This window comes from Arthrobacter sp. TJ-265, assembly GCF_058269135.1.
Window position 1 is genome coordinate 1,582,620 of the sequence record NZ_JBZCND010000001.1, and the last position, 25,294, is coordinate 1,607,913.

Consider the following 25,294-nt stretch of genomic DNA (forward strand, 5'->3'; position numbering starts at 1 on the left):
GGGGAATGCCCCGTTGGCCCGAAGACTCCCGCCGTCGCCTCGTGGACGCGGCGATCAGCCAGTTCGTCGACCGCGGCTACGCGGAGTCGACCGTCGAGAGCATCGCGCTCGCGGCCGGGGTCACCCCGAGGACGTTCTTCCGCTATTTCGCCGACAAGGAGGAAGTGCTCTTCGCCGACGACGACGACCTCCTGCCGCTGCTGATCGGTGTCATCGCCGAGGACACCGGCCCCGTCCGCGCCGACGTGCAGATGAGGAAGGCGCTCGGGACGCTCGCGGCGGCGGTCGAGTCCCGGCGTGATCTGCTGAAGCGGCGCCAGCGCGTCATCGACTCGCACATCGCGCTGTCGGGACGGGAACTCGCCAAGCAGGCCCGGTGGCAGAAGGACGTGACGACGGCCCTGATCGGCCGCGGGTTCCCACCCGAGCAGTCCGAGATCCTGGCAGCCATCGGGTTCGCGCTGTTCCGGCAGTGCCTGCACGCCTGGCTCGCGGACGACGGGGGGCCGGGCCTGGAGGCGCGGGTGGGCGACGCACTGTCCGGGGTGCGGTCCGTTCTGGACGTCCGCAGCTCGCGCTGAGCGGGCGACGACACGGGCGTCGTCGATCAGTAGCTGCCGAGCCCTCCGCCGGGCAGCCGCAGAGGCCCGGGGTCGGACCGCACGGCCGCACTCAGCGGCGTCGGGCCCGGGCCTCCGCCTCGGCCCACATGCGCTGCGCGGGCGTGACCAGTCCGCCGGCGGCGGCTGCGCCCTGCGTCCCCACTCCCCTGCGCCATGCGTGCGTGATGGCGAGGGCCAGGGCATCGGCGGCGTCCGCGGGCCGGGGCGGCGTGTCGAGCCGGAGGATCTTCGTCACCATCTTCGTGACGGCCACCTTGTCCGCCTGCCCGTTGCCGGTGACCGCGGCCTTCACCTCGGTGGGCGTGTGGAGGGCCACCGGGATGCCGCGGCGCGCCGCGGACACGATGACGACGCCGGACGCCTGCGCGGTGCCCATGACGGTGCTGATGTTGGTGCCGCTGAAAACGCGCTCGACGGCGAGTGCCTGCGGCTGGTGCAGGTCCAGCCAGGTGTCGACGGCCTCCGCGATGACCAGGAGCCGTTGGTCGAGGCTCTGCCCGGCGTCGGTGCCGACCACGCCGACGGCCACGAGGGTGGAGCGCCGGTTGGGTTCGATGTCGACGACGGCGAGCCCGCAGCGGGTCAGCCCGGGATCGACGCCCATCACGCGGAAGGTCACGGGGCTGTCCGCCGTCCGGGGCCGGGAGGGACGATGTCAGTCGTCGTTCTCGAGCTCGGCCAGGACCTCGTGCGGGAGGTGGGCGTTCGAGTAGACGTTCTGGACGTCGTCGAGCTCCTCCAGGGCGTCCACGAGCTTGAGGAACTTCCGGGCGCCGTCGGCGTCCAGGTCCACCTGCATGGACGGGACGAACTCGACGTCGTCGGTCTCGTACTCGATGCTGCTCTCGTCGAGCGCGGCGACCACCGCCCGGAGGTCCTGGGGCTCGGAGACGATCTCGAACGTCTCGGCGGACTCCTTGACCTCGTCCGCGCCGGCGTCGAGGACGGACAGGAGCAGTTCGTCCTCGGTGAGGTCCTTCTTCGGCAGGGTGACGACGCCCTTGCGCGCGAACAGGTAGGCCACGGAGCCCGGATCGGCGATCGTGCCGCCGTTGCGGGAGATGCCGAGGCGCACCTCGGAGGCCGCGCGGTTCTTGTTGTCCGTGAGGCACTCGATCAGCAGGGCCGAGCCCTGGGGTCCGCGGGCCTCGTACATGATGGTCTGGTAGTCGACGGCCTCGCCGAGCAGCCCTGCCCCGCGCTTGACCGCCCGGTTGATGTTGTCGATGGGGACGGAGGTCTTCTTGGCCTTGGAGACGGCCAGTTCGAGCCCCGGGTTACCCGCGACGTCGGCGCCGCCGGCCCGCGCCGCGACCTCGATGTTCTTGATCAGCTTGGCGAAGGACTTCGCGCGCTTGGCGTCGATCGCGGCCTTCTTGTGCTTCGTTGTTGCCCACTTGGAGTGCCCCGACATGCCTACGCTTCTCCTCTGATCATCCGAATAAACAGTTCGTGGACCCGCCGCTCCCCGGTGACCTCCGGATGGAAGCTCGTGGCCAGCAGGTTCCCTGAACGCACTGCGACAATTCTAGCGACCGGTTCCAAGTCCGTACCGGCACCGACCCCGTCCGGGGCGGGCCCGGGCTGCGGCGTCTCCGACGCGGGCACCTGCGCCAGCACCTCGACGCCCTCGCCCACCTTCTCCACCCACGGCGCACGGATGAACACGGCACGCACCGGATCGGTGCCGCCGGTACTCCCGGTCGTGGCGAGTCCCCCGAAGGCGAGATCGGTCTCGAAGGACTCCCGCTGCCGCCCGAACGCGTTGCGCCGCACCACCATGTCGAGGCCGCCGAGCGTCTGCTGGGGGTTGCCGAGGCGGTCGGTGGACGGATCCGCGAGGACGTCGGAGAGCATGATCATCCCGGCGCAGGACCCGTAGACGGGCATCCCGTCGGCGATCCTCTCGCGCAGCGGTCCGGCGAGCCCGAAGGTGCGCGTGAGCTTGTCCATCGTGGTCGACTCCCCGCCGGGGATGATCAGGCCGTCGACACCGGCCAGTTCCGCGGCCCGCCGGACGGGCACCGCGCGCCCGCCCAGGGACTCGATGGTCGCGATGTGCTCGCGGACATCGCCCTGGACGGCGAGGACGCCGACCACGACGCCGGACGGGGGCATGGGAGCCGGAAGGGACGGGGAGGTCATCCCCCAATTCTAGGTTCTCCGGCCCCCGCTCCCGCCGGGGCGTGAGGAGCGCCTCCCCGCCGCGTCCCGGGAGGGCGGGCGGGCCTGCGATAATTTGGAGGTATGAATCCCCTTCCAGTCCTCGTGGGTAAGGCTGCGCGCTTCGCCTCCCGCCTGCGCGGCGGCGGCTCCGCCTTCCCCGGCCTCGTGGTCGAGCGCCTCGATCCCGGCTTCATGGGCCGCGCCCTGTCCACCCTCCCCCGCGGCGTCGTCGTCGTCAGCGGCACGAACGGCAAGACGACCACCACCAAGATGGTGGTGGAACTGCTCGAGGGCCAGGGCCTGAAGGTGTTCACCAACCGCACGGGCAGCAACTTCACGCGCGGCGTCGCGGCGGCCCTGCTCGGCGAGGTCGACTGGCGCGGACGCCTCAGGGCCGACGTTGCCGTCCTGGAGCTGGACGAGGCCCACGCCGTCCACTTCGTGAAGCTCGTCCCGCCCCGGTACTCCCTGCTGCTGAACGTCCTCCGCGACCAGCTCGACCGGTTCGGGGAGATCGATGCGACCACGCGCCTGCTCGAGCGGATCGCAGTCGCCACCACGGAGACGGTCGTGCTGAACCGCGAGGATCCGCGCGTCGCCGGCCTGGCGTCGTCGATCACGGCGGCCGACGTCGTCTACTTCGGCCTCGACGCCTCGCTCAGGAGCACCTTCCCGAACGACGACGAACTGCGCGGCGCCGCGGGGACCGCGCCGGCCGCGGCCCTGCCCGCCGACGTCGTCCTCGCGTCCGTGGACGGCAACGCGGCGGGCTTCGAGGTGGAGGGCACGACGACGCACACCGACCTGCGGCTCCGCGGCGTCTACAACATCTTCAACGCCGCGGCGGCCCTCGCGGCGGCCCGCGCGGTCCTCGGCGGCAGTGCGGACGGCGACCGGCTGTTCTCCTCCCTCGCCGCCGTCGAACCGGCGTTCGGCCGGGGAGAGAGCCTCGTCGTCGACGGCCAGGCCCTCGAACTGGTGCTGGTCAAGAACCCGAGCGGGTTCCGCCTGGGCCTGAAGTCCTTCGACCCCGCCGGCTGCGCGACGATGATCGCCATCAACGACAACTACGCCGACGGACGCGACATGTCCTGGCTGTGGGACGTCGACTTCGACTCGCTGGGCCTCGGCGGGGTGGACGTCGTCAGCGGCGTCCGCGCCTACGACATGGCGCTGCGCCTGAAGTACGATGACGTCCGCGTCGGCGCCGTCGAGCCCGACACCACCGAGGCGCTCCGGCAGTTCATCCGGGGCTCCGCGGGGCGTCCGAAGCGCATCTTCTGCACCTATACCGCCATGCTCGCGGTGCGCCGCGAGCTGTCCAAGATCACGAAGGTCGAGGTGGTCTCCTGATGAGTGACGCCCCATCCGCTGCCGCCCTCACCGGGGCGCCCACCGATCCGCAGAAGGGATCGCTGCGCGTCCTGCAGCTGTACCCGCGCGAGATGAACATCTACGGCGACTACGGCAACGTCCTCGTCCTGAAGCAGCGCCTGGCCTGGCGCGGCTACGGCGCCGAGATCCTCGAGCACAACGCGGGCGACCCGTTCCCGGACGACGTCGACATCATCGTCGGCGGCGGCGGCCAGGACAGCGGCCAGGTGGTCATCCAGGAGGACCTCCAGGCCATCGCTCCCCGGCTGCGGGAGCTCGCCGAGGACGGCACACCGATGCTCCTCATCTGCGGGCTCTACCAGCTCTTCGGCAACAGCTTCCGGACTTACGAGGGCACCGTCATCCCCGGCATCGGGGTGCTCGACCTCGAGACCCGCGGCGGCTCCGAGCGGCTGATCGGGAACGTCGTGGCCACGAGCGAGGAGTTCGGGGAGATCCACGGCTACGAGAACCACAGCGGGCAGACGTTCCTCGGCAGCGGGTTGAGGCCCCTGGCGACCGTGGTCAAGGGCTCCGGCAACAACGCCGAGGAGAAGCACGAGGGCGCCCGCTACCGGAACATCGTCGCGAGCTACCTGCACGGGTCACTGCTGCCCAAGAACCCGATGATCGCCGACTTCCTCCTGCGGACCGCAGCCGAGCGGAAGTTCGGTGCGTTCGACGACGCCGGGCTCGACGACTCCCTCGCGGACCTCGCCCGGCAGCACGCCGGCGCCCGGCCCCGGTAGGACAGCACACCGGCCGGTGCGTCAAGAGGCGCCGGCATCCCGGCCGGCCGGGGAGTCCTGCCGGTAGCGTTCTCAGGGACGGGTCCCGGCCGGGGCCCGCCACCCCACCGGATCCCGCACGGGTCCGCGGAAGGAGCGTCATGGCCAAGGGAGTAGCAACCGTCTGGGTGCCCGTCGAGGACATGGGGAGGGCCCTCGCCTTCTACCGGGACACCCTGGGACTGAGCGTCACCATGGAGCAGGCGGACTGGTCGACGGTGGACGCCGGCGGGCTGACGATCGGCCTCAACGCCCGCGAGAACACCCACGGCGGGCGCGGCGGCGGCGCCGTCATCAGCTTCGAGCCCGAGGGCTCCATCGAGGACGAGCTGGAGCGCATCTCGTCGCAGGGTGGCGCGTCCATCGAGGGTGAGATCAGCGAGTACCCCTGGGGGCGGATCCTGCCGTTCAAGGACAGCGAGGGCAACGACCTCCAGCTCTACTCTCCCCCGGTCGGAGGCTGAGCGCAGCGCCGGACCAGTACCGGCGCGGATGCGGCGATCGAGGCGAGGGGCCCCGCACCGGCGGGATCGCGGTCAGGCACGTGCCACGGGGTCGGGGGTGGTGCGCGCACGTGCAACAACGTGCCAAAGTTGGTTCCCATGAGCAACCCTTTCCTTGAGCCCAGCACCCTCGACTACCAGCTGCCACCGTTCGCGGCCATCCGGGACGAGCACTACCTGCCGGCCTTCGACGCCGGTTTCGCCGAGCACCTCGCCGAGATCGATCGCATCACGGGCTCCGGGGAGCCGGCCTCCTTCGAGAACACGCTCATCGCCCTCGAGCGCGCGGGCAGCACCCTGGACCGCGTCTCGCGGGTCTTCTTCAGCAACTCCGTCAGCCACGCCACCAAGGCCGTCCAGGAACTCGAGCAGCAGATCGCCCCCCGACTCGCGGAGCACGAGGACAACATCAAGCTCAACCGCGCCCTGTTCGAGCGCATCCGGCAGGTGCCCGTCGACGGCCTCGACCCCGAGTCGGCGCGCCTCGTGGAGGAGTACCTCCGCGGTTTCGTGCGTGCGGGCGCGGAGCTCGACGACGACGCGCAGGCCACGCTGCGCCGGCTGAACGCGGAGCTGTCGGCGCTGAGCACCGAGTTCTCGCAGAAGCTGCTCAAGGACACGAACGACTCCGCGCTGCTGCTCGATACCGCCGAGGAACTCGACGGGCTCTCCCCCGACGCGATCTCCGCTGCGGCGACCGCGGCGGCGGACGCCGGCCACGAGGGGAAATACCTCCTGACCCTCATCCTGCCCACCGCGCAGCCCGCGCTGGAGCAGCTCACGAACCGCGAGGTACGCCGTCGCCTGCACGAGGCCTCCGTGACCCGGGGAGCCCGCGGCAACGAGGCGGACACCCTCGACGTCGCCACGCGCATGGCCGCGCTCCGCGCCGAGCGCGCCGCCCTCCTCGGCTTCGACACGCACGCCGCCGCGGCGACCGACAGCCAGACGGCGCCGTCGCTGGAGGCGATCCTCGACCGCATGCGGGAACTCGCGGCGCCGGCGGTCCGCAACGCCCGCGCCGAGGCCGCGGAACTCGAGGCGGAGGCCGGCCACGGCATCGAGCCGTGGGACTGGGCCTACTACGCCGCGAAGGTGCGGAAGGCGAAGTTCGACGTCGACCTGGACGCCCTGCGCCCCTACTTCGAACTCGAGCGCGTGCTGCACGACGGCGTCTTCTACGCGGCGAACCGCCTCTACGGCTTGACGTTCACGGAGCGCCCCGACCTCCTGGGCTACCACCCCGACGTGCGCGTATGGGAGGTCTTCAACGAGGACGGGTCCGGGCTCGGACTGTTCCTCGGCGACTTCTACACGCGCGACACCAAGAGCGGCGGCGCCTGGATGAACTCCTTCATGGACCAGTCACGGCTCGAGGGCACGCAGGCGGTGGTCATCAACAACCTGAACATCTCGACGCCGGGCGCCGGTGAGCCCACGCTGCTCTCCTACGACCAGGTGGTCACCACCTTCCACGAGTTCGGCCACGCCCTGCACGGCCTGTTCTCGGACGTCACCTACCCGCTCTTCGCCGGGACGTCCGTGCCGCGCGACTTCGTCGAGTACCCGTCCCAGGTCAACGAGATGTGGATCCTGTGGCCCGAGATCGTCGCGCACTACGCGCGTCACCACGAGACGGGCGAGGCACTTCCCCAGGACGTCATCGACCGCATCCACGCGGCCGGCGCCTGGGGCGAGGGCTTCGAGACCACCGCGTACCTCGGCGCGACGCTGCTGGACCTCGCGTGGCACTCCCTCCCGTCCGGCACGGTGATCGAGGATCCGCTGGCCTTCGAGGCGTCGGCGCTCGCGGACGCCGGTGTCGACTTCGCCCCGGTCCCGCCCCGGTACCGCACCTCCTACTTCAAGCACATCTTCGCCGGCGGGTATGCGGCGTCCTACTACGCGTACATCTGGAGCGAGATGCTCGACGCCGACACCGTGGAGTGGTTCAAGTCCTCGGGCGGCCTCACCCGGGAGAACGGCGACCACTTCCGGCGTGAACTCCTCGCGCGGGGCAACAGCATCGACCCGCTGGAGGCGTTCCGCAGGTTCCGGGGGCGTGACGCGGACCTCCAGCCCCTGCTCGTCCGCCGCGGCCTCGCATGAGGCGACCTCCCGCCGGTGGTCGGGCGTGGTGAGCATCGCCGCGTGCCAGCGGCTGCAGTCCGCCTGGTACGCGGCGCTCGCGACGGCGACGGGCGGCAGGACGTTCTCCACGCACGGTGCCACCTGGGTGTGGCTGCCGGCGCGGCGGGAGCTCATGATGATGTTCCCCGGGACGGTCCGCGCCCACGCCGTCCGGCCCGCCCTGGCCGAGGGCACCCGGCTCGGCGCGTCCTCCGTGCGGGTCTGGCTCAACGGCGCGGTGGACGGCGCCGAGCTCGGCGGCCTCGGATTCAGCCCGAGCTGGCAGCCGTGGTGGATGACGGCGCCCGTCGCCGCCGTCGTCGCCCCCGGGGACGGCGCCGCGGCCCTCACGACCGAGGTGCCCGACTACTCGGGGCCGCTGCAGCAGGAACTGCGGGTGGTCGGCGCCCAGCCCCGCCAGGCCTGGCACGCCGTGACGCGCGATCGTGAGCACGGGAACATCTCGGGGGCCGCGTACGCGTGCTACCCGGCCGGGGTCGCCGGGCTGAACGGTCTCGGTGGCATCCACCAGCTCGAGGTCCTCCCCGCCTACCAGCGGCGGGGGCTTGCCACGGCGTTGCTCAGCGCCGTGGCCCGCGCCGCGGGCGAGGCCGGGGCGGTGGACCTCGCCGTCAACGCGACGCCGCCGGGCTACGGGTTCTTCTCGCGGCGGGGATTCACGCTGCTCGGTCGGGGGAAGACCTACGTCCTGGGGCTCTGACCCGGCGCGGCCGGATCGCCCGGGAACGCGGAAGGGCCGCAGCCGTGGCTGCGACCCTCCCTGTCACCCGGCTGGGACTACCAGCCGCGTTCCGCCAGGCGGTGCGGCTGGGGGATCTCGTCGACGTTGATACCCACCATGGCTTCGCCGAGGCCACGGGAGACCTTGGCGATCATGTCGGGGTCGTCGTGGAACGTCGTCGCCTGGACGATGGCGTTGGCGCGCTCGGCGGGGTTGCCCGACTTGAAGATGCCGGAGCCCACGAAAACGCCGTCCGCGCCGAGCTGCATCATCATGGCAGCGTCCGCGGGGGTCGCGATGCCGCCCGCGGTGAAGAGCACGACCGGCAGGCGGCCTGCGGCGGCGACGTCCTTCACGAGCTCGTACGGGGCCTGCAGCTCCTTCGCGGCCACGTACAGCTCGTCCTCGGCCATCGAGGACAGGCGGTTGATCTCGGAGCGGATCTTGCGCATGTGCATCGTGGCGTTCGAGACGTCGCCGGTGCCGGCCTCGCCCTTCGACCGGATCATGGCAGCGCCCTCGTTGATGCGCCGCAGCGCCTCGCCGAGGTTGGTGGCACCGCACACGAAGGGGATCGTGAACTTCCACTTGTCGATGTGGTTGGTGAAGTCGGCGGGCGTCAGGACTTCGGACTCGTCGATGTAGTCGACGCCGAGGGACTGCAGGACCTGCGCCTCGACGAAGTGGCCGATCCTCGCCTTGGCCATGACCGGGATGGAGACGGCCGCGATGATGCTGTCGATCATGTCGGGGTCGCTCATGCGGGAGACGCCGCCCTGGGCGCGGATGTCCGCGGGCACCCGCTCGAGCGCCATGACCGCGACGGCACCGGCATCCTCGGCGATGCGGGCCTGCTCGGCGGTGACGACATCCATGATGACGCCGCCCTTGAGCATTTCGGCCATGCCGCGCTTCACCCGGTTTCCACCGGTCTGTGCTGCGGGTGCCGAGTTTCCTTCAACGGTGGACACAACTTGCCCCTAAAAGGTAGATAAAAGCTGACACTTCATGATACGCGTCCCGCACCTGCCACTCGGCCGCCCGCCACCAGGTCGCGACGCTCGAGTTCGTCCAGCAGACGGTCGAGGGGCTCCTCCGGCCACGGCGAGGACGGCCCGGCGCCCCCGCCGGGCGACCGTCCTTCCCGGGCCGTGGCTCCCCGCTCGAGGAGGAGCAGCTCCGCCTGCGAGACGATGTGCAGATCGGGCGGCAGGAATGCCGGGATGTGCGGCATCGGGTGTCCTTCCCTCATGGTGCGCCGTGGTGCTCTCGGTTGCTCCTTAGACGGGTCCGACGTCGCCGAATCATCGCGGCCGGCGGCCGGGACGCACGACCGCGGCCCGCAGTTTTGCCGATGTAAGCAGGCAAAGCTCAGCCTTTGAGCAGGATTGGCCTAAGGGCCCCATGCGCCCGGGAGGCCGCTGATAGCTTCATCACGACACCTGCCGCTACGGGCAGCAATGCGACTAAGCAGCTGGGGAGCTTGCTCATGCATTCACGGGACCGTGAAAAACTCATCGTCGACAACCTGCCTCTGGTCGGGTATCTCGTCTCTTCCTTGTGCGCCCGCGCCACGCATCTCTCGCGGGAGGACCTGGCGTCCGTCGGCGCGATCGCGCTCATCACCTCGGCGGACTCCTTCGATCCCACGCTCGGCGTGCCGTTCGGGGCCTACGCCCGGCGCCGCATCACCGGTGCCTTCGCGGACGAGATGCGGTCCAACGACTGGGCGCCACGGTCCGTCCGACGGCGGATCGGCGACACCCTGGGCGCGCAGGACGCCCTCGCGGCCTCCCTCGGGCGCAGGCCGACGACCGACGAGCTCGCCATGACGCTCGGCGTCAGCCGCCAGGAGGTCCTCTCGGCGCTCGACGACGCCGCCCGCTCCGTGCACGTGCTCGACGAGACGGTGCTCGACCTCGTCCCGTCGCTCGACCAGCTTCCCGAGGCCTCGCTCCTCGCCGACGAGCAGATCCGCCACCTGCGTGCCGCCGTGGTCCACCTTCCCGTGCGCATGCGGCACATCATCGAGCAGGTCTTCTTCGAGGGCCGTTCGGTGACCGACGTCGCAGCCGAACTCGGCACCACGCACTCGGCCGTGTCGCAGCAGAAGTCCGAGGCGCTCCGGCTGCTGCACGACGGGCTCGCGACGCACTACTCCGACACCCCGGGCGCGGCCCCCGTCCCGACCTCCAGGGTGGCCCCGAAGCGGCGCGCCGAATACCTCTCGGCCCTGGGCACGGCGTTGACGCCCCTGCGCGACCACGCGGTCGCGTTCACCGGGGCGCGGCCGGCCCTCGCCTCCGCGTCCTGAGGCGGGAGCGGCGCCGACCCGGCCCGCTCGGGTGGCCCGATGGTGCAGGTGTGGCGGGTCCTGGCGACCGGGACCCGCCGCACGTGGACGAAGGACGCCGCCGGACCCGCCTCACCGGGGAGCGACCACGCTCAGGAGGCCGGCCGGGCCTCGCGGGACTGCCGCCGGACGGTGCTGACCCGCTGGTAGATCGTGACGAGGCTCGCTGCGGCGAGGATCACGAGCACCGCGAGCAGGAAACCCTTGGGCAGTCCGAGCCCCGTGAGCCCGGTGACCACGAGGACGGAGACGAGGCGCTCGGCGCGCTCGGCCAGTCCGACGTTCGCGGTGAACCCGAGCGATTCCGCCTTGGCCCGCGCGTAGGAGACGATCATGCCGAGCACGAGGCAGGCGAGGGCCGCGATCGCGATGGCCGTGTTCTGTCCGCCGGTGAAGAACCAGATGGCGACGCCGGCGAAGAGTGCGCCGTCGGCGATGCGGTCGAGGGTGGAGTCGAGGAAGTTGCCCCAGAGGCCGCCATGGCCCTTGATCCTGGCCATGATGCCGTCGATCACGTCGGAGAACACGAACAGCGTGATGAAGACCGTGCCCCAGAACAGCTGTCCGAGCGGGTAGAACACCAGCGCGCCGCCGGCCACGCCGATGGTCCCCGCGATGGTCACGGCGTCGGGCGTCACTCCCCACTTCAGGAGCAGCCGCGCCGGGGGCGTGAAGAGCCGGGTGAAAAACCCCCGCGCGTACTTATTGAGCATCAGGAGGCCGATCCGGCGGGGTCGCCTGCGGCCCACGCCGCGGCGACCTGCTCGCGCACATCGCCGAGCGTCTGCGTGATGGCCTTGGTCTGCGCGATGATCGGCAGGAAGTTGCCGTCCCCGCCCCAGCGCGGCACCACATGCTGGTGCAGGTGGGCGGCGATCCCGGCACCGCCCGTGACGCCCTGGTTCATGCCGAGGTTGAAGCCGGAGGGGTTGGAGACCCGGCGCAGCACGCGCATGGCCGTCTGGGTGAGGGCGGCGATCTCCGCGGTCTCGGCGTCGTCGATGTCCGTGTAGTCGGGCACGTGCCGGTACGGGCAGACCAGGAGGTGCCCGGCGTTGTAGGGGAAGAGGTTCAGCAGCACGAAGGCGTGCGTGCCGCGATGGACGATCAGGGCGTCCTCGTCGCCCAGGTGCGGCGCACGGCAGAACGGACACGACTCCTCCGTCGTCACCTGCTCCTGCCCGCCCTTGATGTAGGCGAGGCGGTGCGGGGTCCACAGCCGCTGGAAGGCGTCGGGCACGCCGGCGAGTTCGAACCCGTCGGTGACCTCCCGGTCACCCGGGTAGCCAGCCGCCGGCTGTCCGAGGGAGGACGTGTCCGGACTGTCGGCGTCGGCCATCAGACCGTCGCCTCCCTGCTGCGAACCGCCTCCACGATCCGGCGGACGGCCTCGTCGACCGGCACCTGGTTGTCCTGGCTCCCGTCGCGGAAGCGGAAGGAGACCGCGTTCGCCTCCTGGTCCTCGCCTCCCGCGATGAGGACGAACGGCACCTTCTCCTTGCTCGCCGTCCGGATCTTCTTCGGGAAGCGGTCGGAGCCGGCGTCCACCTGCGCGCGGATCCCCTCGGCTCTGAGCTTGTCGACGACGTCGAACAGGTAGTCGTTGAACGCTTCCGCCACGGGGACGGCGAGTACCTGCACCGGTGCCAGCCAGGCGGGGAACGCTCCGGCGTAGTGCTCGGTGAGCACGCCCATGAAACGCTCGATCGAGCCGAACAGGGCCCGGTGGATCATGACGGGGCGCTGCCGGGAGCCGTCGGCCGCCTGGTACTCGAGCTCGAAGCGCTCGGGCAGGTTGAAGTCCAGCTGGATGGTGGACATCTGCCAGGTCCGGCCGATGGCGTCGCGCGCCTGGACGGAGATCTTCGGGCCGTAGAACGCCGCTCCCCCGGGATCGGGGACGAGCTCCAGGCCCGATGCCTCGGCGACCTCGGCGAGGGTGCGGGTGGCCTCGTCCCAGATCTCCTCCGAGCCGACCGACTTCTCGGGGTTGCGCGTGGAGAGCTCCAGGTAGAAGTCGTCCAGGCCGTAGTCCTTGAGCAGGCCCAGCACGAAGTTCAGCGTCCCGGTGAGCTCGTCCTTCATCTGCTCGCGCGTGCAGTAGATGTGCGCGTCGTCCTGGGTCATGCCCCGCACGCGCGTCAGGCCGTGCACCACGCCGGACTTCTCGTAGCGGTACACCGAGCCGAATTCGAACAGCCGCAGCGGCAGTTCGCGGTAGGACCGCCCGCGGGACCGGAAGACCAGGTTGTGCATGGGGCAGTTCATCGGCTTGAGGTAGTAGTCCTGGCCGGGCTTGCGCACCGTGCCGTCCTCGTTCAGCTCCTCGTCGACGTGCATGGCCGGGAACATGCCGTCCCGGTACCAGTCGAGGTGCCCGGAGACCTCGTAGAGGTGGCCCTTCGTGATGTGGGGCGTGTAGACGAACTCGTATCCGGCGTCGGTGTGGCGCTGGCGGGAGTAGTCCTCCATCGCCTTGCGGATGATGCCGCCCTTGGGGTGGAACACGGGCAGGCCGGACCCGAGCTCGTCCGGGAAGGAGAACAGGTCGAGCTCCGTGCCGAGACGCCGGTGGTCGCGCCGCTCGGCTTCGGCCAGCCGTTCCTGGTAGGCCTTGAGGGCGTCCTTGGTGGGCCACGCGGTGCCGTAGATCCGCTGCAGCTGCTTGTTCTTCTCGCTGCCGCGCCAGTAGGCGGCCGCCGACCGGGTGAGCGAGTACGCGTTGGAGATGAGTTTCGTGTTGGGCAGGTGCGGACCGCGGCACAGGTCCTTCCACACCACGTCGCCGGACTTGCGGTCCACGTTGTCGTAGACGGTCAGCTCGCCGGCGCCGACCTCCACGGAGGCGCCGTCCTCGTCCGTGGCGCCGCCCTTCAGCCCGATCAGCTCGAGCTTGTACGGCTCGTCCTTCATCGCCTCACGGGCCTCGTCCTCGGACACGACCCGCCGGACGAAGCGCTGGTTGGCGTTGACGATCTTCAGCATCATCTTCTCGAGCTGCTTGAGCTCGTCGGGCGTGAACGGCTCCTCGACGTCGAAGTCGAAGTAGAAGCCGTCCGTGATGTACGGGCCGATGCCCAGTGTGGCCCCGGGGCGAAGCTGCTGCACCGCCTGCGCCATGACGTGTGCGGCGGAATGGCGGAGTACCTCGAGCCCCGCGGGGTCCTCGAGCGTCACGCCTTCCACGGCGGCGCCGTCGGGCAGTTCCTGGTCGAGGTCCATCAGGGCGCCGTCGACCCGCATGACGACGACGTCGCGCCGCTCGGAGAACAGCTCCGTGCCGGTGGTGCCCGTCGTCGCCTGCTTCTCTTCGCCGTCGACGACGAGTTTCATGGGCTGGGGCGCTGACACGGAGGGTCTCCTTGGTGCAGGGAACGGGGGCGCCCGACAGGGCGTGACGGCACCCGGTGAGCCCCGGGACCGCCGTGCTGATCGTATCGGGTGGGCGGAGGGCCAACCAACCAGCCCGCACGGGACGACGGCGGGAGCGTCACCCGGACGTGCGCTACTGCTCCCGCCGCACCCGCAGCTCGTAGTCGATGAACGCCTCGATCATGGCGCGGTACGTCTGTTCGACGACGGCCGGGTCGACGCCCTGCTTCGACGCGTAGCCGCGCACGTTCGTGATGACCTGTTCCACCCGGGCCGGCGCGCGGACGGAGGCGTCGTCCCGCTTGAGGGCACCGGCCCGACGGACGAGCCGCTCGCGGCGGGAGATGAGGGACACGATCTGCTCGTCCACCTCGTTGATGGCCACGCGGACGGCGGCCAGTTGTTTCACGCTCGGTTCTTCCTCTGTTTCAGCCATGCCGGAAGCCTACCCGCGCGGGCTCCGGCGGCAATGGGCCGGGAGCCCTGCCGGGAGGAACGAGCAGCAGGAATGGGCAGGCACGATCACGCGTTGACGACGGTGCGGGAGCAACCGGGCCCGCACCCACCCACCACCTGCGCGCGGGAGATCCGCGCGCACAGACGAGGAGCACCGTGGACTACACGCCCGAAGCAGGATCCATCACCATGTTCTCCACCACGTGGTGCGGGTACTGCCGTCGCCTGAAGTCGCAGCTCGCCGCGCAGGGCATCGGCTACACCGAGATCAACATCGAGGAGGTCGAGGGGACCGCCGACCTCGTGGCGTCCCTGAACGGCGGCAACCAGACCGTACCGACGGTGATCTTCCCCGACGGCAGCACCGCCACCAACCCGTCGGTCGCCGAGGTCAGGGCAAGGATCTCCGCCTAGGTCTGCGGCCCCCGCGCCGTCCGCCATATGCTGGGAGCGGCAGGTCGGTCACCCGGCCGCCGCCCACCAGCGGAAGGACAGCAACACATGGTGCACACAGTTCAGGGGGTCGTGGTGCGGGCGAAGGACGCCCCCGCCACCATCGAGACCATCCTCGTCCCCGATCCCGGGCCCGGCGAGGCCCTCGTCGACATCATCACCTGCGGCGTCTGCCACACGGACCTGCACTACAAGCAGGGTGCCATCAACGACGAGTTCCCGTTCCTCCTCGGACACGAGGCCACGGGTGTCGTGAGCGCGGTCGGCGACGACGTCACGACCGTCGCCCCGGGCGACCGCGTGATCCTGAACTGGCGTGCCGTCTGCGGCGAGTGCCGGGCGTGCCGCCGGGGTGAGCCGCAGTACTGCTTCGACACGCACAACGCGACCCAGAAGATGACCCTGGAGGACGGGACCGTGCTCTCCGCGGCCCTCGGCATCGGCGCGTTCGCCGAGAAGACCCTCGTCGCCGCCGGCCAGTGCACCAAGGTGGACCCGGACGCCGACGCCGCCGCCGTGGGCCTGCTGGGCTGCGGCGTCATGGCCGGGATCGGTGCGGCCATCAACACGGGCAGCGTCTCCCGCGGCGACTCCGTCGCCGTCATCGGCTGCGGCGGTGTGGGCATCGCCGCCGTCGCCGGAGCGAAGCTCGCCGGGGCCACCACGATCATCGCCGTCGACATCGACGATCGGAAGCTCGAGCTCGCGAAGGGCCTCGGCGCCACGCACGTCCTGAACTCGAAGGACGAGGACCCCGTGGAGGCCATCCGTACTCTGACCGGCGGCAACGGCGCGGACGTCGTGATCGACGCCGTCGGACGCCCCGAGACGTACAAGCAGGCGTTCTACGCCCGCGACCTCGCCGGGACCGTGGTGCTCGTCGGGGTCCCCACCCCCGAGATGACCGTCGAACTGCCGCTCCTCGACGTCTTCGGCCGCGGCGGCGCCCTCAAGTCCTCCTGGTACGGGGACTGCCTGCCGAGCCGGGACTTCCCCATGCTCGTCAGCCACTACCTGCAGGGCAACCTCGACCTGGACGCCTTCGTCACGGAGCGCATCCGGCTCGACCAGGTGGAAGAGGCCTTCGACAAGATGCACGGCGGCACCGTGCTCCGCTCGGTGGTGGAGCTCTGATGGCCGCGCGGGTAGAACACCTCGTCATCTCGGGCACCTTCTCGCTCGACGGCGGCACCTGGGACGTCGACAACAACGTCTGGATCGTCGGGGACGACGACGAGTGCGTGGTCATCGACGCACCGCACGACGCCTCGGCGATCGTGGAGCAGATCAGCGGCCGCACGGTCCGGGCCATCCTCCTCACCCACGCGCACGACGACCACATCCGCGCGGTCGGCGACCTGTTCGACGCCGTGCACGCGCCGATCCACCTGCACGACGGCGATCGCGTGCTGTGGGACATGGTGTTCCCCGAGCTCAGCCCCGACCAGTCGATCGGCGACGGCGACACGATCGAGGTGGCCGGGGTGACCCTGAGGGCGCTGCACACGCCGGGCCATTCCCCGGGCTCGGTGTGCTACTACCTGGAGGAGGCGGGCACCGTCTTCACCGGCGACACGCTGTTCCAGGGCGGGCCCGGCGCCACGGGCCGCTCCTACAGCGACTTCCCGACGATCATCGAGTCCATCCGGACGAGGCTGCTCACCCTGCCGCCGGAGACCATCGCCCGGACCGGGCACGGCGACAGCACCACGATCGGCGACGAGGCCCCGCACCTCGAGGAGTGGATCCGGCGCGGCTCCTGACGCCCGCGGCGTCCGGCCTCAGGACGGGCCGGACGCGGAGGGGGTATTGAGCGCGGGGGTGTCGAGCGCGGGAGTGTCGAGCGCGGGGGTGTCGAGGCTGACGACGCCGGCGTACGCGGCGAGCAGCGAACCCTCGACGGCGTCGACGGTCACCCCGGGGGCGAGGTCCTCGGCCGCGCCCGCGGTGGACGGCAGCCACGGGAGCCCCAGGGCGGCGTAGGCGTCGGTCAGGACCGCCCGCAGGGGTGCCGCATCCTGGACGACGATCACCGACGAGAAGAGCCAGGCTCCCGCGACCACCCGCTGGGCGGTCCCGGCGAGCTTGATCGCCGGGACGCCGTTCCGCCGTCCGTGCACGCTGAACTCGCCCGGGCAGTACTCCCCCGGCACTTCGCCCACGCGCGCGTCGAGCCCGACGTCGGCGAGCACCTCCGCGAAGAAGTCGCCGAACGCGGCGAAACGCGCCCGGGTGCCGGCCACGGCGTCGGGCGCCGGTTCGAGGTGGTCGACCACGAGGCACCCCCGGTGGTAGGCGGCGGCGCGCCCGCCGGCACGCCGGACCAGCGGCGCGAAGCCCTGCCGGGCGACGGCGGTCGCGGCCTCCCCGAACCCCGGAAGTCGGGCGTCCCGCTGCCCGAAGGCGACGGTGGGGCTCGGACGGTAGAGGCGCAGGGTGGGCGGCCGGTCCCCGGCGGCGACCTCGCGGAGGAGCCCGATCCCCCGGTCGAGTTCGGCGGCGGCGTCGTCGGACACGGGATCGAGGACCAGTGCGAGCCCGGCTGCGCCGTGCCACGGATTGCTCATCCGTCCATCGTAGGCAGTCGGCGCCCCGACCCGCGCCGTCGCCCGCCGGGTCTAGCGGCCGCCGCCGATCGCCCGGCTGCGCTGCTCGACGCCGGGTGCGCCGTACGGGTAGTCGGAGAAGGTGGGTGCGCTGACCTCGTCCAGGCGGCCGAGGTCCTCCGCCGTCAGGGCGAGGTCGGCGGAGGCGAGGTTGTCGGCCAGCTGCTCCTGTGTCCGGGCGCCGAGGATCACGGACGTCACGGCGGGCTTCGCGGCGACCCAGGCGAGCGCCACGTGCGAGGCGTTGACGCCGCGCTCGGTGGCGATGCCGGTCACGGTGTCGATGATCCGCCAGGTGCGCTCCTGGGCGTTGCGCTGCTCCCAGGCCTCCATGCCGCGCTGCGGGTTCTCGCCCAGCCGCGTGGCGCCCGTCGGCTCGGTGTCGCGCGTGTACTTGCCCGTCAGCCAGCCGCCGCCGAGCGGTGACCACGGCAGCATCCCCATGCCGGCGTCGAGCACGGCCGGCACGATCTCCGCTTCGATCTCACGCACGAGCAGCGAGTACTGGGGCTGCAGGGTGACGGGGAGGGAGTAGCCGCGCTGCCGGGCGATCATCACGGCCTTCGTCAGCTGCCACCCGGTGTAGTTGGAGAACCCGTAGTAGCTGATCCTGCCCTGGACCACGGCTTCGTCGAGGAAACCGAGGGTCTCCTCGAGCGGTGTCAGCGGATCCCACGAGTGGACCTGGTAGAGGTCGATGTGGTCGACGCCGAGGCGGGTCAGCGATGCGTCCAGGGCCTTGCGGAGGTGGCGCCGGGACAGGCCGAGGTCGTTGACGTCCTCACCCATCGGGAACCGTCCCTTGGACGCGAGGACCATGCGGTCCCGCTCCGCGGGGTTCTTCGCGAGCCACCGCCCGATGATCTCCTCCGACGCCCCGGCGGTGTAGACGTCCGCGGTGTCGATGAGATTGCCGCCTGCGGCGGCGTAGTCCGACAGGATGGCGTGGGAGGTCGCCTCGTCCGCTTCCGCGCCGAAGGTCATCGTGCCGAGGGCGAGGTGCGACACCGAGGTGCCGCTGTTGCCGAGTGTCCGATACTGCATGGGTGCTCCTTCGTCAGGGCGCCGGTCGGCGCCGTCGTCGGTGGGGGGGGTACTCGCGGATGGTCTCCGCAGCTCCGGGCCGGGCCGGGGCGTTCCGGCGGGCCGGATCCGGCGCGTCAGAGCCGGCGGACCGTGAGGATCTGTTCGAGGCGGCCGAAGGGTCCCTCGAGGTCGTGCACCACGCTGGAGGTCAGGCCCACGCCGTGCCCGCCGAAGGTCACGCGCGTGTCCAGTCCCAGCCACTCGCCCCGCGGCATGCGGTGGAGGTGGATCTGCAGATCGACATTGGGGAAGATCCAGCTGTCCCCTCCCGGCGCCACGCGGGAGGCGATCCCGTTCGCGGCGTCCATCATCCCGACGAGCCGGACGACGTCGGAGCTCTGGCGGCCCTCCACCATGGCGTGGGGATTGCGCATCGAGACCTGTCCCCTCCCGGGCCGGTGCCCGGGGACCACACGGACCTCGAGCGACCTGATGAAGCCGCCCGGCCACGCGGTCATGCCCTCGTGGGGTCCGGCGTCGTCGGGGCCGGGTATCCGGGGGTCCTCCGTGCCCGCGACGTCGGCCGTGTCCTGGGTGCCGAGCCGCCAGGCCCGGGCGACGATCGCCGTCCGGCCCGCCGCCTCCATGCGGGCCTCGACCAGTTCGATGGTCCGCCCGGGACGGACGACGGCGGTGGTCACGTAGAACTCGCCGCCCGGGATCATCCCGAGGATGTCGAAGCTCACCCGGCTGAGCTGCATCCCCTCGCGCGGTTCGCACTCGAGCAGGCACTGCGTGAGCAGGCCCGAGATCGGAGCCATGTGCTGCTCCTGCGGGTTCCAGGCGCCCTGGGCGTGGACGGTCGACTCGAATTTTCCGCTGCCGAGATCGCGGTAGAAAGCATTCACCCGCTCCATGCTAGGCGACGACGGGTCCGCTCCCCCGAGCGGGCACACGCCGGAATAGAGTCCGATCGGTCGTGGTTCAGATGATTGACCGGATCAACCATCAAGGATTTCCATGCCCCAGAGCCCCCCGTCCCGCGTCACCGACGCCGATCCCGGCCAGGACGCATCGCGCACCGATGCCGTCAGCCCGACCTCCCGACCGGACGGACCGGCGGTCGTCGCAGGCGCCCTCCCCGCCCGCGACAAGCTGGTCATCACGCTCCTGCTCATCTCGGCGTTCGTGGTGATCCTCAACGAGACGATCATGGGCGTCGCGATCCCCCGCCTCGTCACCGACCTCGGCATCACGGTGGGTGCGGGCCAGTGGCTGACCACGGCGTTCATGCTCACCATGGCCGTGGTCATCCCGATCACCGGCTTCCTCCTGCAGCGCTTCAACACCCGACCCGTCTTCATGGCGGCGATGAGCCTGTTCAGCCTCGGCACGTTCATCGCGGCCATGGCCCCGGGCTTCGAGATCCTCGTGGTGGGACGGGTGGTGCAGGCCAGCGGCACCGCGATCATGATGCCGCTGCTCATGACCACGGTCATGACGCTCGTCCCGCCGGCCTCCCGGGGCAAGGTGATGGGCAACATCTCGATCGTCATCTCCGTCGCGCCCGCGCTCGGCCCCACCATCTCCGGCGCCATCCTCAGCGCGCTCGAGTGGCGCTGGCTGTTCTGGCTGGTCCTGCCGATCTCGCTCGCGGCACTGGCCGTCGGCTCGGCCAAGATGCAGAACGTGACCACGCCCCGGCGGTCCTCCATCGACGTCCCCTCGGTCGTCCTCTCCGCCGTCGCCTTCGGCGGCATCATCTACGGGCTGAGCCAGCTCGGTGAGGCGTCCACGGGCAGCGCGATCCCCGCCTGGGTCCCCCTCGTCGTCGGTTTGGCCGGCCTCGCGGTGTTCGTCACCCGCCAGCTCGTCCTGCAACGGCGTGAGTCCGCCCTGCTGGACCTGCGGGTGTTCACCTCGAAGAACTTCTCCATCTCCATCGTCGCCATCGCGGTCAGCATGATGGCCCTGTTCGGCACCATCATCCTGATCCCCATCTACGCGCAGTCCGTCCTCGGCCTGACCCCCTTCCAGTCCGGGCTGCTCCTGCTCCCGGGTGGGCTGGCCATGGGGCTGCTCGGACCGGTCGTCGGGCGCGTCTACGACCGCCGCGGACCCCGTATCCTCCTGGTCCCGGGTGCGTTCCTGGTGAGCGCCGTCTTCTGGGCCATGACCCAGGTGACGGAGACGACGCCCGTGCCCCTCGTCCTCGTCGCGCACGTCCTGCTCAGCATCGGCCTGGCGCTCATGTTCACGCCGCTCCTGACCTCGGCCCTCGGCTCGGTGCGGCCACGGCTCTACTCCCACGGCAGCGCGGTCTTCGGCACGGTCCAGCAACTGGCGGGTGCCGCCGGCACCGCCCTGTTCATCTCGGTCATGACGCTCCGGAGCACGTTGCTGGCGGAGAGCGGTGCCGCCACCGACGTCGCTCTCGCCGGGGGGATCCGGGCGGCCTTCCTGTACGGTGCGACCATCTTCCTGCTCGCCGTCGTCGCCTCGTTCTTCGTCCGCAAGCCCGAGACCGCCGACGACGCCCCGGCTCCGCTGCACTAGATCGCGGCATCGCCCACGGTTCGCCGGGGACCGTGTACCACGACGGTCCCCGGCGATAGGCTGGGCCGCGGACACCGCAGGTGCGGTGAGGACGAGGATCGGGGGGCTCGATGGGCGGAACCACCTTTCCTTCCCGCGCGGCCGTCGTGTCGCTCGTCGTGGCACTCGGGTTCCTCCTCGGACCGGTTCCTCCGGCCGTCATGAGCACGCCCGACACACCGTTCGCGGTTGGCAGCATCGCGAAGAATCCCTTCACCGGTCGACGCGAGATCGTTGTACCGGATATCGGGCGCACCGCCGTCCTCATCGGAGATTCCCAGTCCTCAGGGCGCGGGAGCTGGCCGCAGGTCGCCCTGCGCAGCCTCGGCTACTCTGTGAGGTTCGCCGGGGCGAACGGCACGGGCTTCATCGCCTCGACCCGGTACACCCGCGTCCCCAACTACCACGACTCCCTCACGAGCAACCGGTGGGTGCTGCCGCACGGTGATCCCGCGCTCGTCGTCGTCGGCGGTGGAGGCAACGATGCCACGCAGGGGGTGTCCGACGGCGACATCCTCCGAAGCGCGAACGCCCTGATCATCGATCTCCAGCGCACGTATCCGGAGTCGCGGCTGGTCATGGTGGGCACCCTCAGCCGCAGCGCCGAGTACGGCGGCGGGAGGCGCACCGAGGTCGACGCCCTTCTGGGTGACGTCGCGAGGACGCGCGGCGTCCCGTTCGTCTCGGCGGGCGACTGGCTGACGACCCACGGTCTCGAGGCCTACCTCGCCGACGAGGTGCATCTGGCCGCTGACGGCCATCGGCGCGCCGCTGTGATCCTCGAGGATGAGCTTCGAGCCCTCCGGTTGGGTGCCGCAGACGTACTCGGCGCACGGACGCCGCCGCCCGGGGTGTCCGCGCCGGCCGCCTAGGACCCGGCGGGCCGCGACCCGGCCAACGCTAAGTCGGCTTATGGTTGGACCATGAGCTTCAACGACTACGTCCGACTCGACCCCTCGCGTGTCAGCGACCGGCGGGGACGAGGGCGCGGTGCGGCCGTGGCCGGCGGCGATGGACTCATCCTCGACACCCTGCTTCCCCGAAGGACCCATTCGTGACCGACCGCCTCGCCGTCGTCGTCCCCGTGTTCAACGAACCCGGCATCGCCCGCACGCTCGACGCCCTCCGCGCGCAGCGCGACGCCGCGGACCTGCGGGTCTACGTCGTGGACAACGGCTCCACCGACGACACCGTGCAGCGCGTCGAACGCTTCGCGGCCGCCGAACCCGGCCTCGACGTCCGGATCCTGGTGGAGCGCCAAAAGGGCACGGGCGCCGCGTGCGACACCGGGTTCCGTGCCGCGATCGCGGACGGATTCACGCTCGTGGCGCGCACGGACGGCGACAGCGAGCCCGAGGCGGACTGGACGAGCCACATCCGCGCCCTGTTCGCGCACCACCCGGAGGTGCAGCTGGTCGGCGGCACGAGCGTCCCGCTGCGGGACAGGCACTTCCGGTGGGGCGACGACCTCCTCATGCCGGGTGCGCTGGCGACGCTGCGGGTCATGATGGCCGTGCAGCACCTGGACCCCGCCTACCTGCGCTTCGTCGCCGGCCACAACATGGCGGTGCGTTCCTCGGCCTATCTGGCGACCGGCGGGATCGGGCGGACCTCCATCGACGAACGCGATGAGGACATCGACTTCTCCGTCAGGATCTCGCGCCGGCTCGGCCTCGGCGCGGTGCGGATCGACCCGCGGCTGCGGGTGGCGACGTCGATGCGACGCGTCCGCCGGTACGGTCTCGGCCTGATGGGCCTCCATCACCTCCTGCCGGCGCTCCGCGGCAAGATCGTCCGGACCATCGACATCCGCTGACGCCCGCAGCCCTCAGACCGCGCCGCTGCCCCGCACCAGATCGATGGCGTCCTCCACTGCGGGCACGCGGCCCTGCCCGGCGCCGGAGACGAGGCGGACCGTCCGGCGGAACGAGGCGTCGTCGCCCTGGCCCGCCCGGAACGCCGGCAGATGGGCGAGGACCGCGGCCCGGCGCAGGGCGGCATCCTGCCCGGCCGCCCACCGGTCCAAGACGGACGCGGCCCGGACGGCGTCCGGTCCGCTCAGGCGCACGAGCATCGGTCCGACGACGTCCACCGCGAGCGGGTCCGCGAGATCGGGCAGCGACGCCGAGCGGAGGAAGCCCTCGATCCGCGTGAGGTCGGAGTGGCGCAGCAGCCGGACCGCCGATTGCAGCAGGACCACGGCTGCCAGGCGGCGCTCGAACACGGGGCGGGACCAGAGGTCGGAGGCGAGGGCGGTGAGGCCGTCGTGCCCGAGATCCGGATACCGGCGTTCCGCGCTGCGGACGGTACCGCGGACTGCGCCGATGGAGGCCCCGTAGTACTCCAGGCCCGCCCCGAAGCGCCGCTCGTAGTCCTCGGCGCGCTCCCATGCACTCTCGTACTGGAGGGCGTCGTCGATGAAGGCGGCGGCGTCGGAGGGCGTACTCATCAGGCGGGCATCCTGCGCAGCGTGAGGTAGGACCCGGCGGCGAGCAGCACGCACACGGCGATCGCCCACAGGGTCAGTCCGAGCGATCCGGTGTCGAGGACCCACTGCCCCACCGCCGGCCAGGCCTGCTGCCACGTCACGAGGGCCACCACACCCACGAGCGCGAGGCCGATACCGATCAGGACGGTCGTGAGCACTGCTGTGCCGTACCGCTTGTAGATGGTGGCGGACCAGAAGCCGACGATGAAGAACAGCATGGTCAGCACGAAGTACGTCAGGCCCGCCGCGAGCGGTCCCCCCTCCCACAGCCAGTCCAGGTAGGCGAAGTAGCCGTTCATGCCGTAGCCCTCCGTGGACCGTTCGACCAGGCCGAGCAGCACGAACACCAGCGACATCCCCAGTCCGCTGACCGCAGCCGCCGCGAGGGAGCCGACGTAGAACTCCCGGCGCGTCAGGCTCATCGCCTGCGAGAAGGGGAAGGTCATGGTCATGGCCTGGATGCCGACCACGAGGAAATACCACAGCGGGGCCTGAGAACCCCCGCCGGTCTTGACCCCGGTGACCCCCGCGTTCTGGAGGATCCAGTAGATGAGCATCGTCAGGACCCAGGCACCGCCCAGAACGAGGGCCGGCACCCAGAGGAACGTCTGCGTGTTGACGAACTGCAGGCGCACCACGTTGCGCGTGCGGTTGCGCAGGACGGCAGGGCGGGTCGCGCTGCCGGACTCGAGGGTGGTCATCGGAGGCTTCCTTCCTGCGCAGCCGCGGCGAACGCGTCGCGGCCAGGGGTTCTCTGCTGGGTGAGGCGGACGATGAGCTGCTGGAGGGAGACGGGCGCGAGGTCGATGCCCGCGGAGGCGAGCGCGTCGCGCTCGGCGGCGTCGAGCCGTCCGAGGAACGTCACGGAGGCCACGCGGCCGAGACTCTCGCGGTGGATGACCTCGCGGCCGTGGAGAGCCCTCTCGACGGTGGCGGCATCGCCGACGACGTTCGTGGCCAGCGCGCGGGCATCTTCCGTGGACTCGTCCATGATGATGCGCCCGCCATCGATCACGAGCACGCGTTCGATGAGGTTCGAGACCTCGTCGATGAGGTGGCTGGACAGGACCACGGTCCGCGGATGCTCGGCGTAGTCCGTGAGCAGGCGGTCGTAGAAGATCTGGCGGGCGACGGCGTCGAGACCGAGGTACGGCTCGTCGAAGAAGGTGATCTCCGCGCGGGACGCCAGGCCGATGATGACGCCGACGGCCGAGAGCTGCCCGCGCGAGAGCTTCTTGATGGTGCGCTTGAGCGGCAGCTGGAACTCCTCCACCAGGTCGTCGGCGAGCTCCTGGTCCCACCGCGGGAAGAACAGGCGGGCGGAGGCGAGGGCGTGCCGGGATGTGGCGTCGTCCGGGTACTTCTGGCTCTCACGCACGAAGCACATGCGGCTGAGCACCCGTGCGTTCTCGTAGGGATCCTCACCGAAGACGCGGACCTGTCCGCTCGACGGGAGGTTCTGCGCCGTCAGGATCGACATCGCGGTGGTCTTGCCGGCGCCGTTGCGGCCCAGGAAGCCGTAGATGGTGTCCTTCCGGATGTCGAAGCCGACGTCGTCGAGGGCGAGGACGTCCTTGTAGCGTTTCGTGAGGTTCCGGACCTCGATGACAGAGTCCATG

29 protein-coding genes are annotated in these 25,294 nt (G+C 70.8%); 14 read left to right on the top strand and 15 right to left on the bottom strand.

The features are described from left to right. Positions 1–5: 5 nt before the first annotated feature. Positions 6–581 (top strand): TetR/AcrR family transcriptional regulator, encoded by a 576-nt coding sequence (locus AC4D2E_RS07510; protein ID WP_490952150.1) that lies wholly within the window; start codon positions 6–8, stop codon positions 579–581. A 91-nt stretch (positions 582–672) separates the two neighbouring features. Here the strand turns inward: AC4D2E_RS07510 and ruvC are convergent, their stop codons facing one another. From ruvC to pdxT, 3 genes are read right to left on the bottom strand one after another with little or no spacing between them, the layout of a single operon-like run. Beyond that, positions 673–1,242, bottom strand: a complete 570-nt coding sequence (gene ruvC, locus AC4D2E_RS07515; RefSeq protein ID WP_104164576.1) for a crossover junction endodeoxyribonuclease RuvC — start codon at positions 1,240–1,242, stop codon at positions 673–675. Positions 1,243–1,278: 36 nt separating this feature from the next. After that, complete coding sequence (locus AC4D2E_RS07520) at positions 1,279–2,037, bottom strand: YebC/PmpR family DNA-binding transcriptional regulator (protein WP_490909221.1); 759 nt, start codon at positions 2,035–2,037, stop codon at positions 1,279–1,281. 2 nt (positions 2,038–2,039) lie between these two features. Then, entirely contained in the window at positions 2,040–2,768 is a 729-nt protein-coding gene (pdxT, locus tag AC4D2E_RS07525) for a pyridoxal 5'-phosphate synthase glutaminase subunit PdxT (protein WP_490952151.1), read from the bottom strand. Between the two features lie 102 nt (positions 2,769–2,870). Here pdxT and AC4D2E_RS07530 point away from each other — a divergent pair, with 102 nt between their 5' ends. The 5 genes from AC4D2E_RS07530 (at position 2,871) to AC4D2E_RS07550 (ending at position 8,305) form a co-directional block, all read left to right on the top strand. Further along, positions 2,871–4,142: a DUF1727 domain-containing protein gene (locus AC4D2E_RS07530; RefSeq protein ID WP_490952152.1), complete on the top strand. Its 1,272-nt coding sequence runs from the start codon at positions 2,871–2,873 to the stop codon at positions 4,140–4,142. Then, the gene (locus AC4D2E_RS07535) at positions 4,142–4,912 is read left to right on the top strand and encodes a type 1 glutamine amidotransferase (RefSeq protein WP_104164568.1); all 771 of its coding nucleotides are present in this window, start codon (positions 4,142–4,144) and stop codon (positions 4,910–4,912) included. Before AC4D2E_RS07530 ends, AC4D2E_RS07535 begins: the two co-directional genes overlap by 1 nt. 140 nt (positions 4,913–5,052) lie before the next feature. Then, on the top strand, positions 5,053–5,415 hold the full coding sequence (locus AC4D2E_RS07540; RefSeq protein ID WP_104164566.1) for a VOC family protein: 363 nt from the start codon (positions 5,053–5,055) through the stop codon (positions 5,413–5,415). A 138-nt stretch (positions 5,416–5,553) separates the two neighbouring features. Beyond that, complete coding sequence (locus AC4D2E_RS07545) at positions 5,554–7,563, top strand: M3 family metallopeptidase (protein ID WP_490952153.1); 2,010 nt, start codon at positions 5,554–5,556, stop codon at positions 7,561–7,563. Next, positions 7,517–8,305 carry a GNAT family N-acetyltransferase gene (locus AC4D2E_RS07550; RefSeq protein WP_490952154.1) on the top strand — a complete coding sequence of 263 codons (789 nt, stop codon included), beginning with the start codon at positions 7,517–7,519 and terminating at the stop codon, positions 8,303–8,305. Before AC4D2E_RS07545 ends, AC4D2E_RS07550 begins: the two co-directional genes overlap by 47 nt. Positions 8,306–8,382: 77 nt before the next feature. On the opposite strand, the gene pdxS is transcribed toward AC4D2E_RS07550, so the two are convergent. Together pdxS and AC4D2E_RS07560 are read right to left on the bottom strand one after the other, a co-directional pair. Further along, a complete protein-coding gene (gene pdxS / locus AC4D2E_RS07555) occupies positions 8,383–9,297 on the bottom strand; it encodes a pyridoxal 5'-phosphate synthase lyase subunit PdxS (protein ID WP_104164562.1) in 915 nt (304 codons plus the stop codon). A gap of 35 nt (positions 9,298–9,332) precedes the next feature. Next, complete coding sequence (locus AC4D2E_RS07560; RefSeq protein WP_104164560.1) at positions 9,333–9,560, bottom strand: hypothetical protein; 228 nt, start codon at positions 9,558–9,560, stop codon at positions 9,333–9,335. 255 nt (positions 9,561–9,815) lie between these two features. On the opposite strand from AC4D2E_RS07560, the gene AC4D2E_RS07565 reads away from it, so the two are divergent. Next, on the top strand, positions 9,816–10,640 hold the full coding sequence (locus AC4D2E_RS07565) for a sigma-70 family RNA polymerase sigma factor (protein WP_490952155.1): 825 nt from the start codon (positions 9,816–9,818) through the stop codon (positions 10,638–10,640). Between the two features lie 131 nt (positions 10,641–10,771). On the opposite strand, the gene pgsA is transcribed toward AC4D2E_RS07565, so the two are convergent. The 4 genes from pgsA to AC4D2E_RS07585 all read right to left on the bottom strand — a co-directional run bounded on the left by pgsA (position 10,772) and on the right by AC4D2E_RS07585 (position 14,487). Next, positions 10,772–11,392: a phosphatidylinositol phosphate synthase gene (gene pgsA, locus AC4D2E_RS07570; RefSeq protein WP_490952156.1), complete on the bottom strand. Its 621-nt coding sequence runs from the start codon at positions 11,390–11,392 to the stop codon at positions 10,772–10,774. Next, the gene (locus tag AC4D2E_RS07575) at positions 11,392–12,018 is read right to left on the bottom strand and encodes an HIT family protein (protein ID WP_490909215.1); all 627 of its coding nucleotides are present in this window, start codon (positions 12,016–12,018) and stop codon (positions 11,392–11,394) included. Before AC4D2E_RS07575 ends, pgsA begins: the two co-directional genes overlap by 1 nt. Next, positions 12,018–14,012: a threonine--tRNA ligase gene (thrS, locus tag AC4D2E_RS07580; protein WP_490952337.1), complete on the bottom strand. Its 1,995-nt coding sequence runs from the start codon at positions 14,010–14,012 to the stop codon at positions 12,018–12,020. The genes AC4D2E_RS07575 and thrS overlap by 1 nt, the downstream gene beginning before the upstream one ends. 172 nt (positions 14,013–14,184) lie before the next feature. Next, positions 14,185–14,487, bottom strand: a complete 303-nt coding sequence (locus tag AC4D2E_RS07585) for a chorismate mutase (RefSeq protein WP_104164552.1) — start codon at positions 14,485–14,487, stop codon at positions 14,185–14,187. Positions 14,488–14,663: 176 nt separating this feature from the next. On the opposite strand from AC4D2E_RS07585, the gene AC4D2E_RS07590 reads away from it, so the two are divergent. The 3 genes from AC4D2E_RS07590 to AC4D2E_RS07600 all read left to right on the top strand — a co-directional run bounded on the left by AC4D2E_RS07590 (position 14,664) and on the right by AC4D2E_RS07600 (position 16,723). Beyond that, entirely contained in the window at positions 14,664–14,921 is a 258-nt protein-coding gene (locus AC4D2E_RS07590) for a mycoredoxin (protein WP_104164550.1), read from the top strand. Positions 14,922–15,008: 87 nt separating this feature from the next. Further along, complete coding sequence (locus AC4D2E_RS07595) at positions 15,009–16,094, top strand: S-(hydroxymethyl)mycothiol dehydrogenase (RefSeq protein ID WP_490952157.1); 1,086 nt, start codon at positions 15,009–15,011, stop codon at positions 16,092–16,094. Continuing rightward, the gene (locus AC4D2E_RS07600; RefSeq protein WP_490952158.1) at positions 16,094–16,723 is read left to right on the top strand and encodes an MBL fold metallo-hydrolase; all 630 of its coding nucleotides are present in this window, start codon (positions 16,094–16,096) and stop codon (positions 16,721–16,723) included. Before AC4D2E_RS07595 ends, AC4D2E_RS07600 begins: the two co-directional genes overlap by 1 nt. Before the next feature lie 18 nt (positions 16,724–16,741). Here AC4D2E_RS07600 and AC4D2E_RS07605 read toward each other — a convergent pair whose 3' ends face one another. The 3 genes from AC4D2E_RS07605 to AC4D2E_RS07615 all read right to left on the bottom strand — a co-directional run bounded on the left by AC4D2E_RS07605 (position 16,742) and on the right by AC4D2E_RS07615 (position 19,509). Beyond that, entirely contained in the window at positions 16,742–17,527 is a 786-nt protein-coding gene (locus AC4D2E_RS07605) for a lipoate--protein ligase family protein (protein ID WP_490952159.1), read from the bottom strand. Positions 17,528–17,578: 51 nt separating this feature from the next. Then, on the bottom strand, positions 17,579–18,610 hold the full coding sequence (locus AC4D2E_RS07610; RefSeq protein WP_490952160.1) for an aldo/keto reductase: 1,032 nt from the start codon (positions 18,608–18,610) through the stop codon (positions 17,579–17,581). Between the two features lie 116 nt (positions 18,611–18,726). Then, on the bottom strand, positions 18,727–19,509 hold the full coding sequence (locus AC4D2E_RS07615) for a thioesterase family protein (protein WP_490952161.1): 783 nt from the start codon (positions 19,507–19,509) through the stop codon (positions 18,727–18,729). Positions 19,510–19,612: 103 nt separating this feature from the next. Between AC4D2E_RS07615 and AC4D2E_RS07620 the strand changes: the two genes are divergently transcribed. The 4 genes from AC4D2E_RS07620 to AC4D2E_RS07635 all read left to right on the top strand — a co-directional run bounded on the left by AC4D2E_RS07620 (position 19,613) and on the right by AC4D2E_RS07635 (position 23,003). Continuing rightward, positions 19,613–21,148, top strand: a complete 1,536-nt coding sequence (locus AC4D2E_RS07620) for an MDR family MFS transporter (protein WP_490952162.1) — start codon at positions 19,613–19,615, stop codon at positions 21,146–21,148. Positions 21,149–21,258: 110 nt separating this feature from the next. Beyond that, positions 21,259–22,059, top strand: a complete 801-nt coding sequence (locus AC4D2E_RS07625; RefSeq protein WP_490952163.1) for an SGNH/GDSL hydrolase family protein — start codon at positions 21,259–21,261, stop codon at positions 22,057–22,059. 51 nt (positions 22,060–22,110) lie between these two features. Further along, positions 22,111–22,245, top strand: coding sequence for a hypothetical protein (locus AC4D2E_RS07630; RefSeq protein ID WP_490952164.1), 135 nt, complete (start codon positions 22,111–22,113; stop codon positions 22,243–22,245). Continuing rightward, the gene (locus AC4D2E_RS07635; RefSeq protein WP_490952165.1) at positions 22,242–23,003 is read left to right on the top strand and encodes a glycosyltransferase family A protein; all 762 of its coding nucleotides are present in this window, start codon (positions 22,242–22,244) and stop codon (positions 23,001–23,003) included. The genes AC4D2E_RS07630 and AC4D2E_RS07635 overlap by 4 nt, the downstream gene beginning before the upstream one ends. 12 nt (positions 23,004–23,015) lie before the next feature. Here the strand turns inward: AC4D2E_RS07635 and AC4D2E_RS07640 are convergent, their stop codons facing one another. The 3 genes from AC4D2E_RS07640 to AC4D2E_RS07650 are packed head-to-tail and all read right to left on the bottom strand — an operon-like array spanning position 23,016 to position 25,293. After that, positions 23,016–23,636 carry a DNA alkylation repair protein gene (locus tag AC4D2E_RS07640; RefSeq protein ID WP_104164532.1) on the bottom strand — a complete coding sequence of 207 codons (621 nt, stop codon included), beginning with the start codon at positions 23,634–23,636 and terminating at the stop codon, positions 23,016–23,018. Further along, entirely contained in the window at positions 23,636–24,376 is a 741-nt protein-coding gene (locus AC4D2E_RS07645; protein WP_490952166.1) for a hypothetical protein, read from the bottom strand. The genes AC4D2E_RS07640 and AC4D2E_RS07645 overlap by 1 nt, the downstream gene beginning before the upstream one ends. Further along, on the bottom strand, positions 24,373–25,293 hold the full coding sequence (locus AC4D2E_RS07650) for an ABC transporter ATP-binding protein (protein WP_104164528.1): 921 nt from the start codon (positions 25,291–25,293) through the stop codon (positions 24,373–24,375). The genes AC4D2E_RS07645 and AC4D2E_RS07650 overlap by 4 nt, the downstream gene beginning before the upstream one ends. Between the last annotated feature and the right edge of the window lies 1 nt (position 25,294).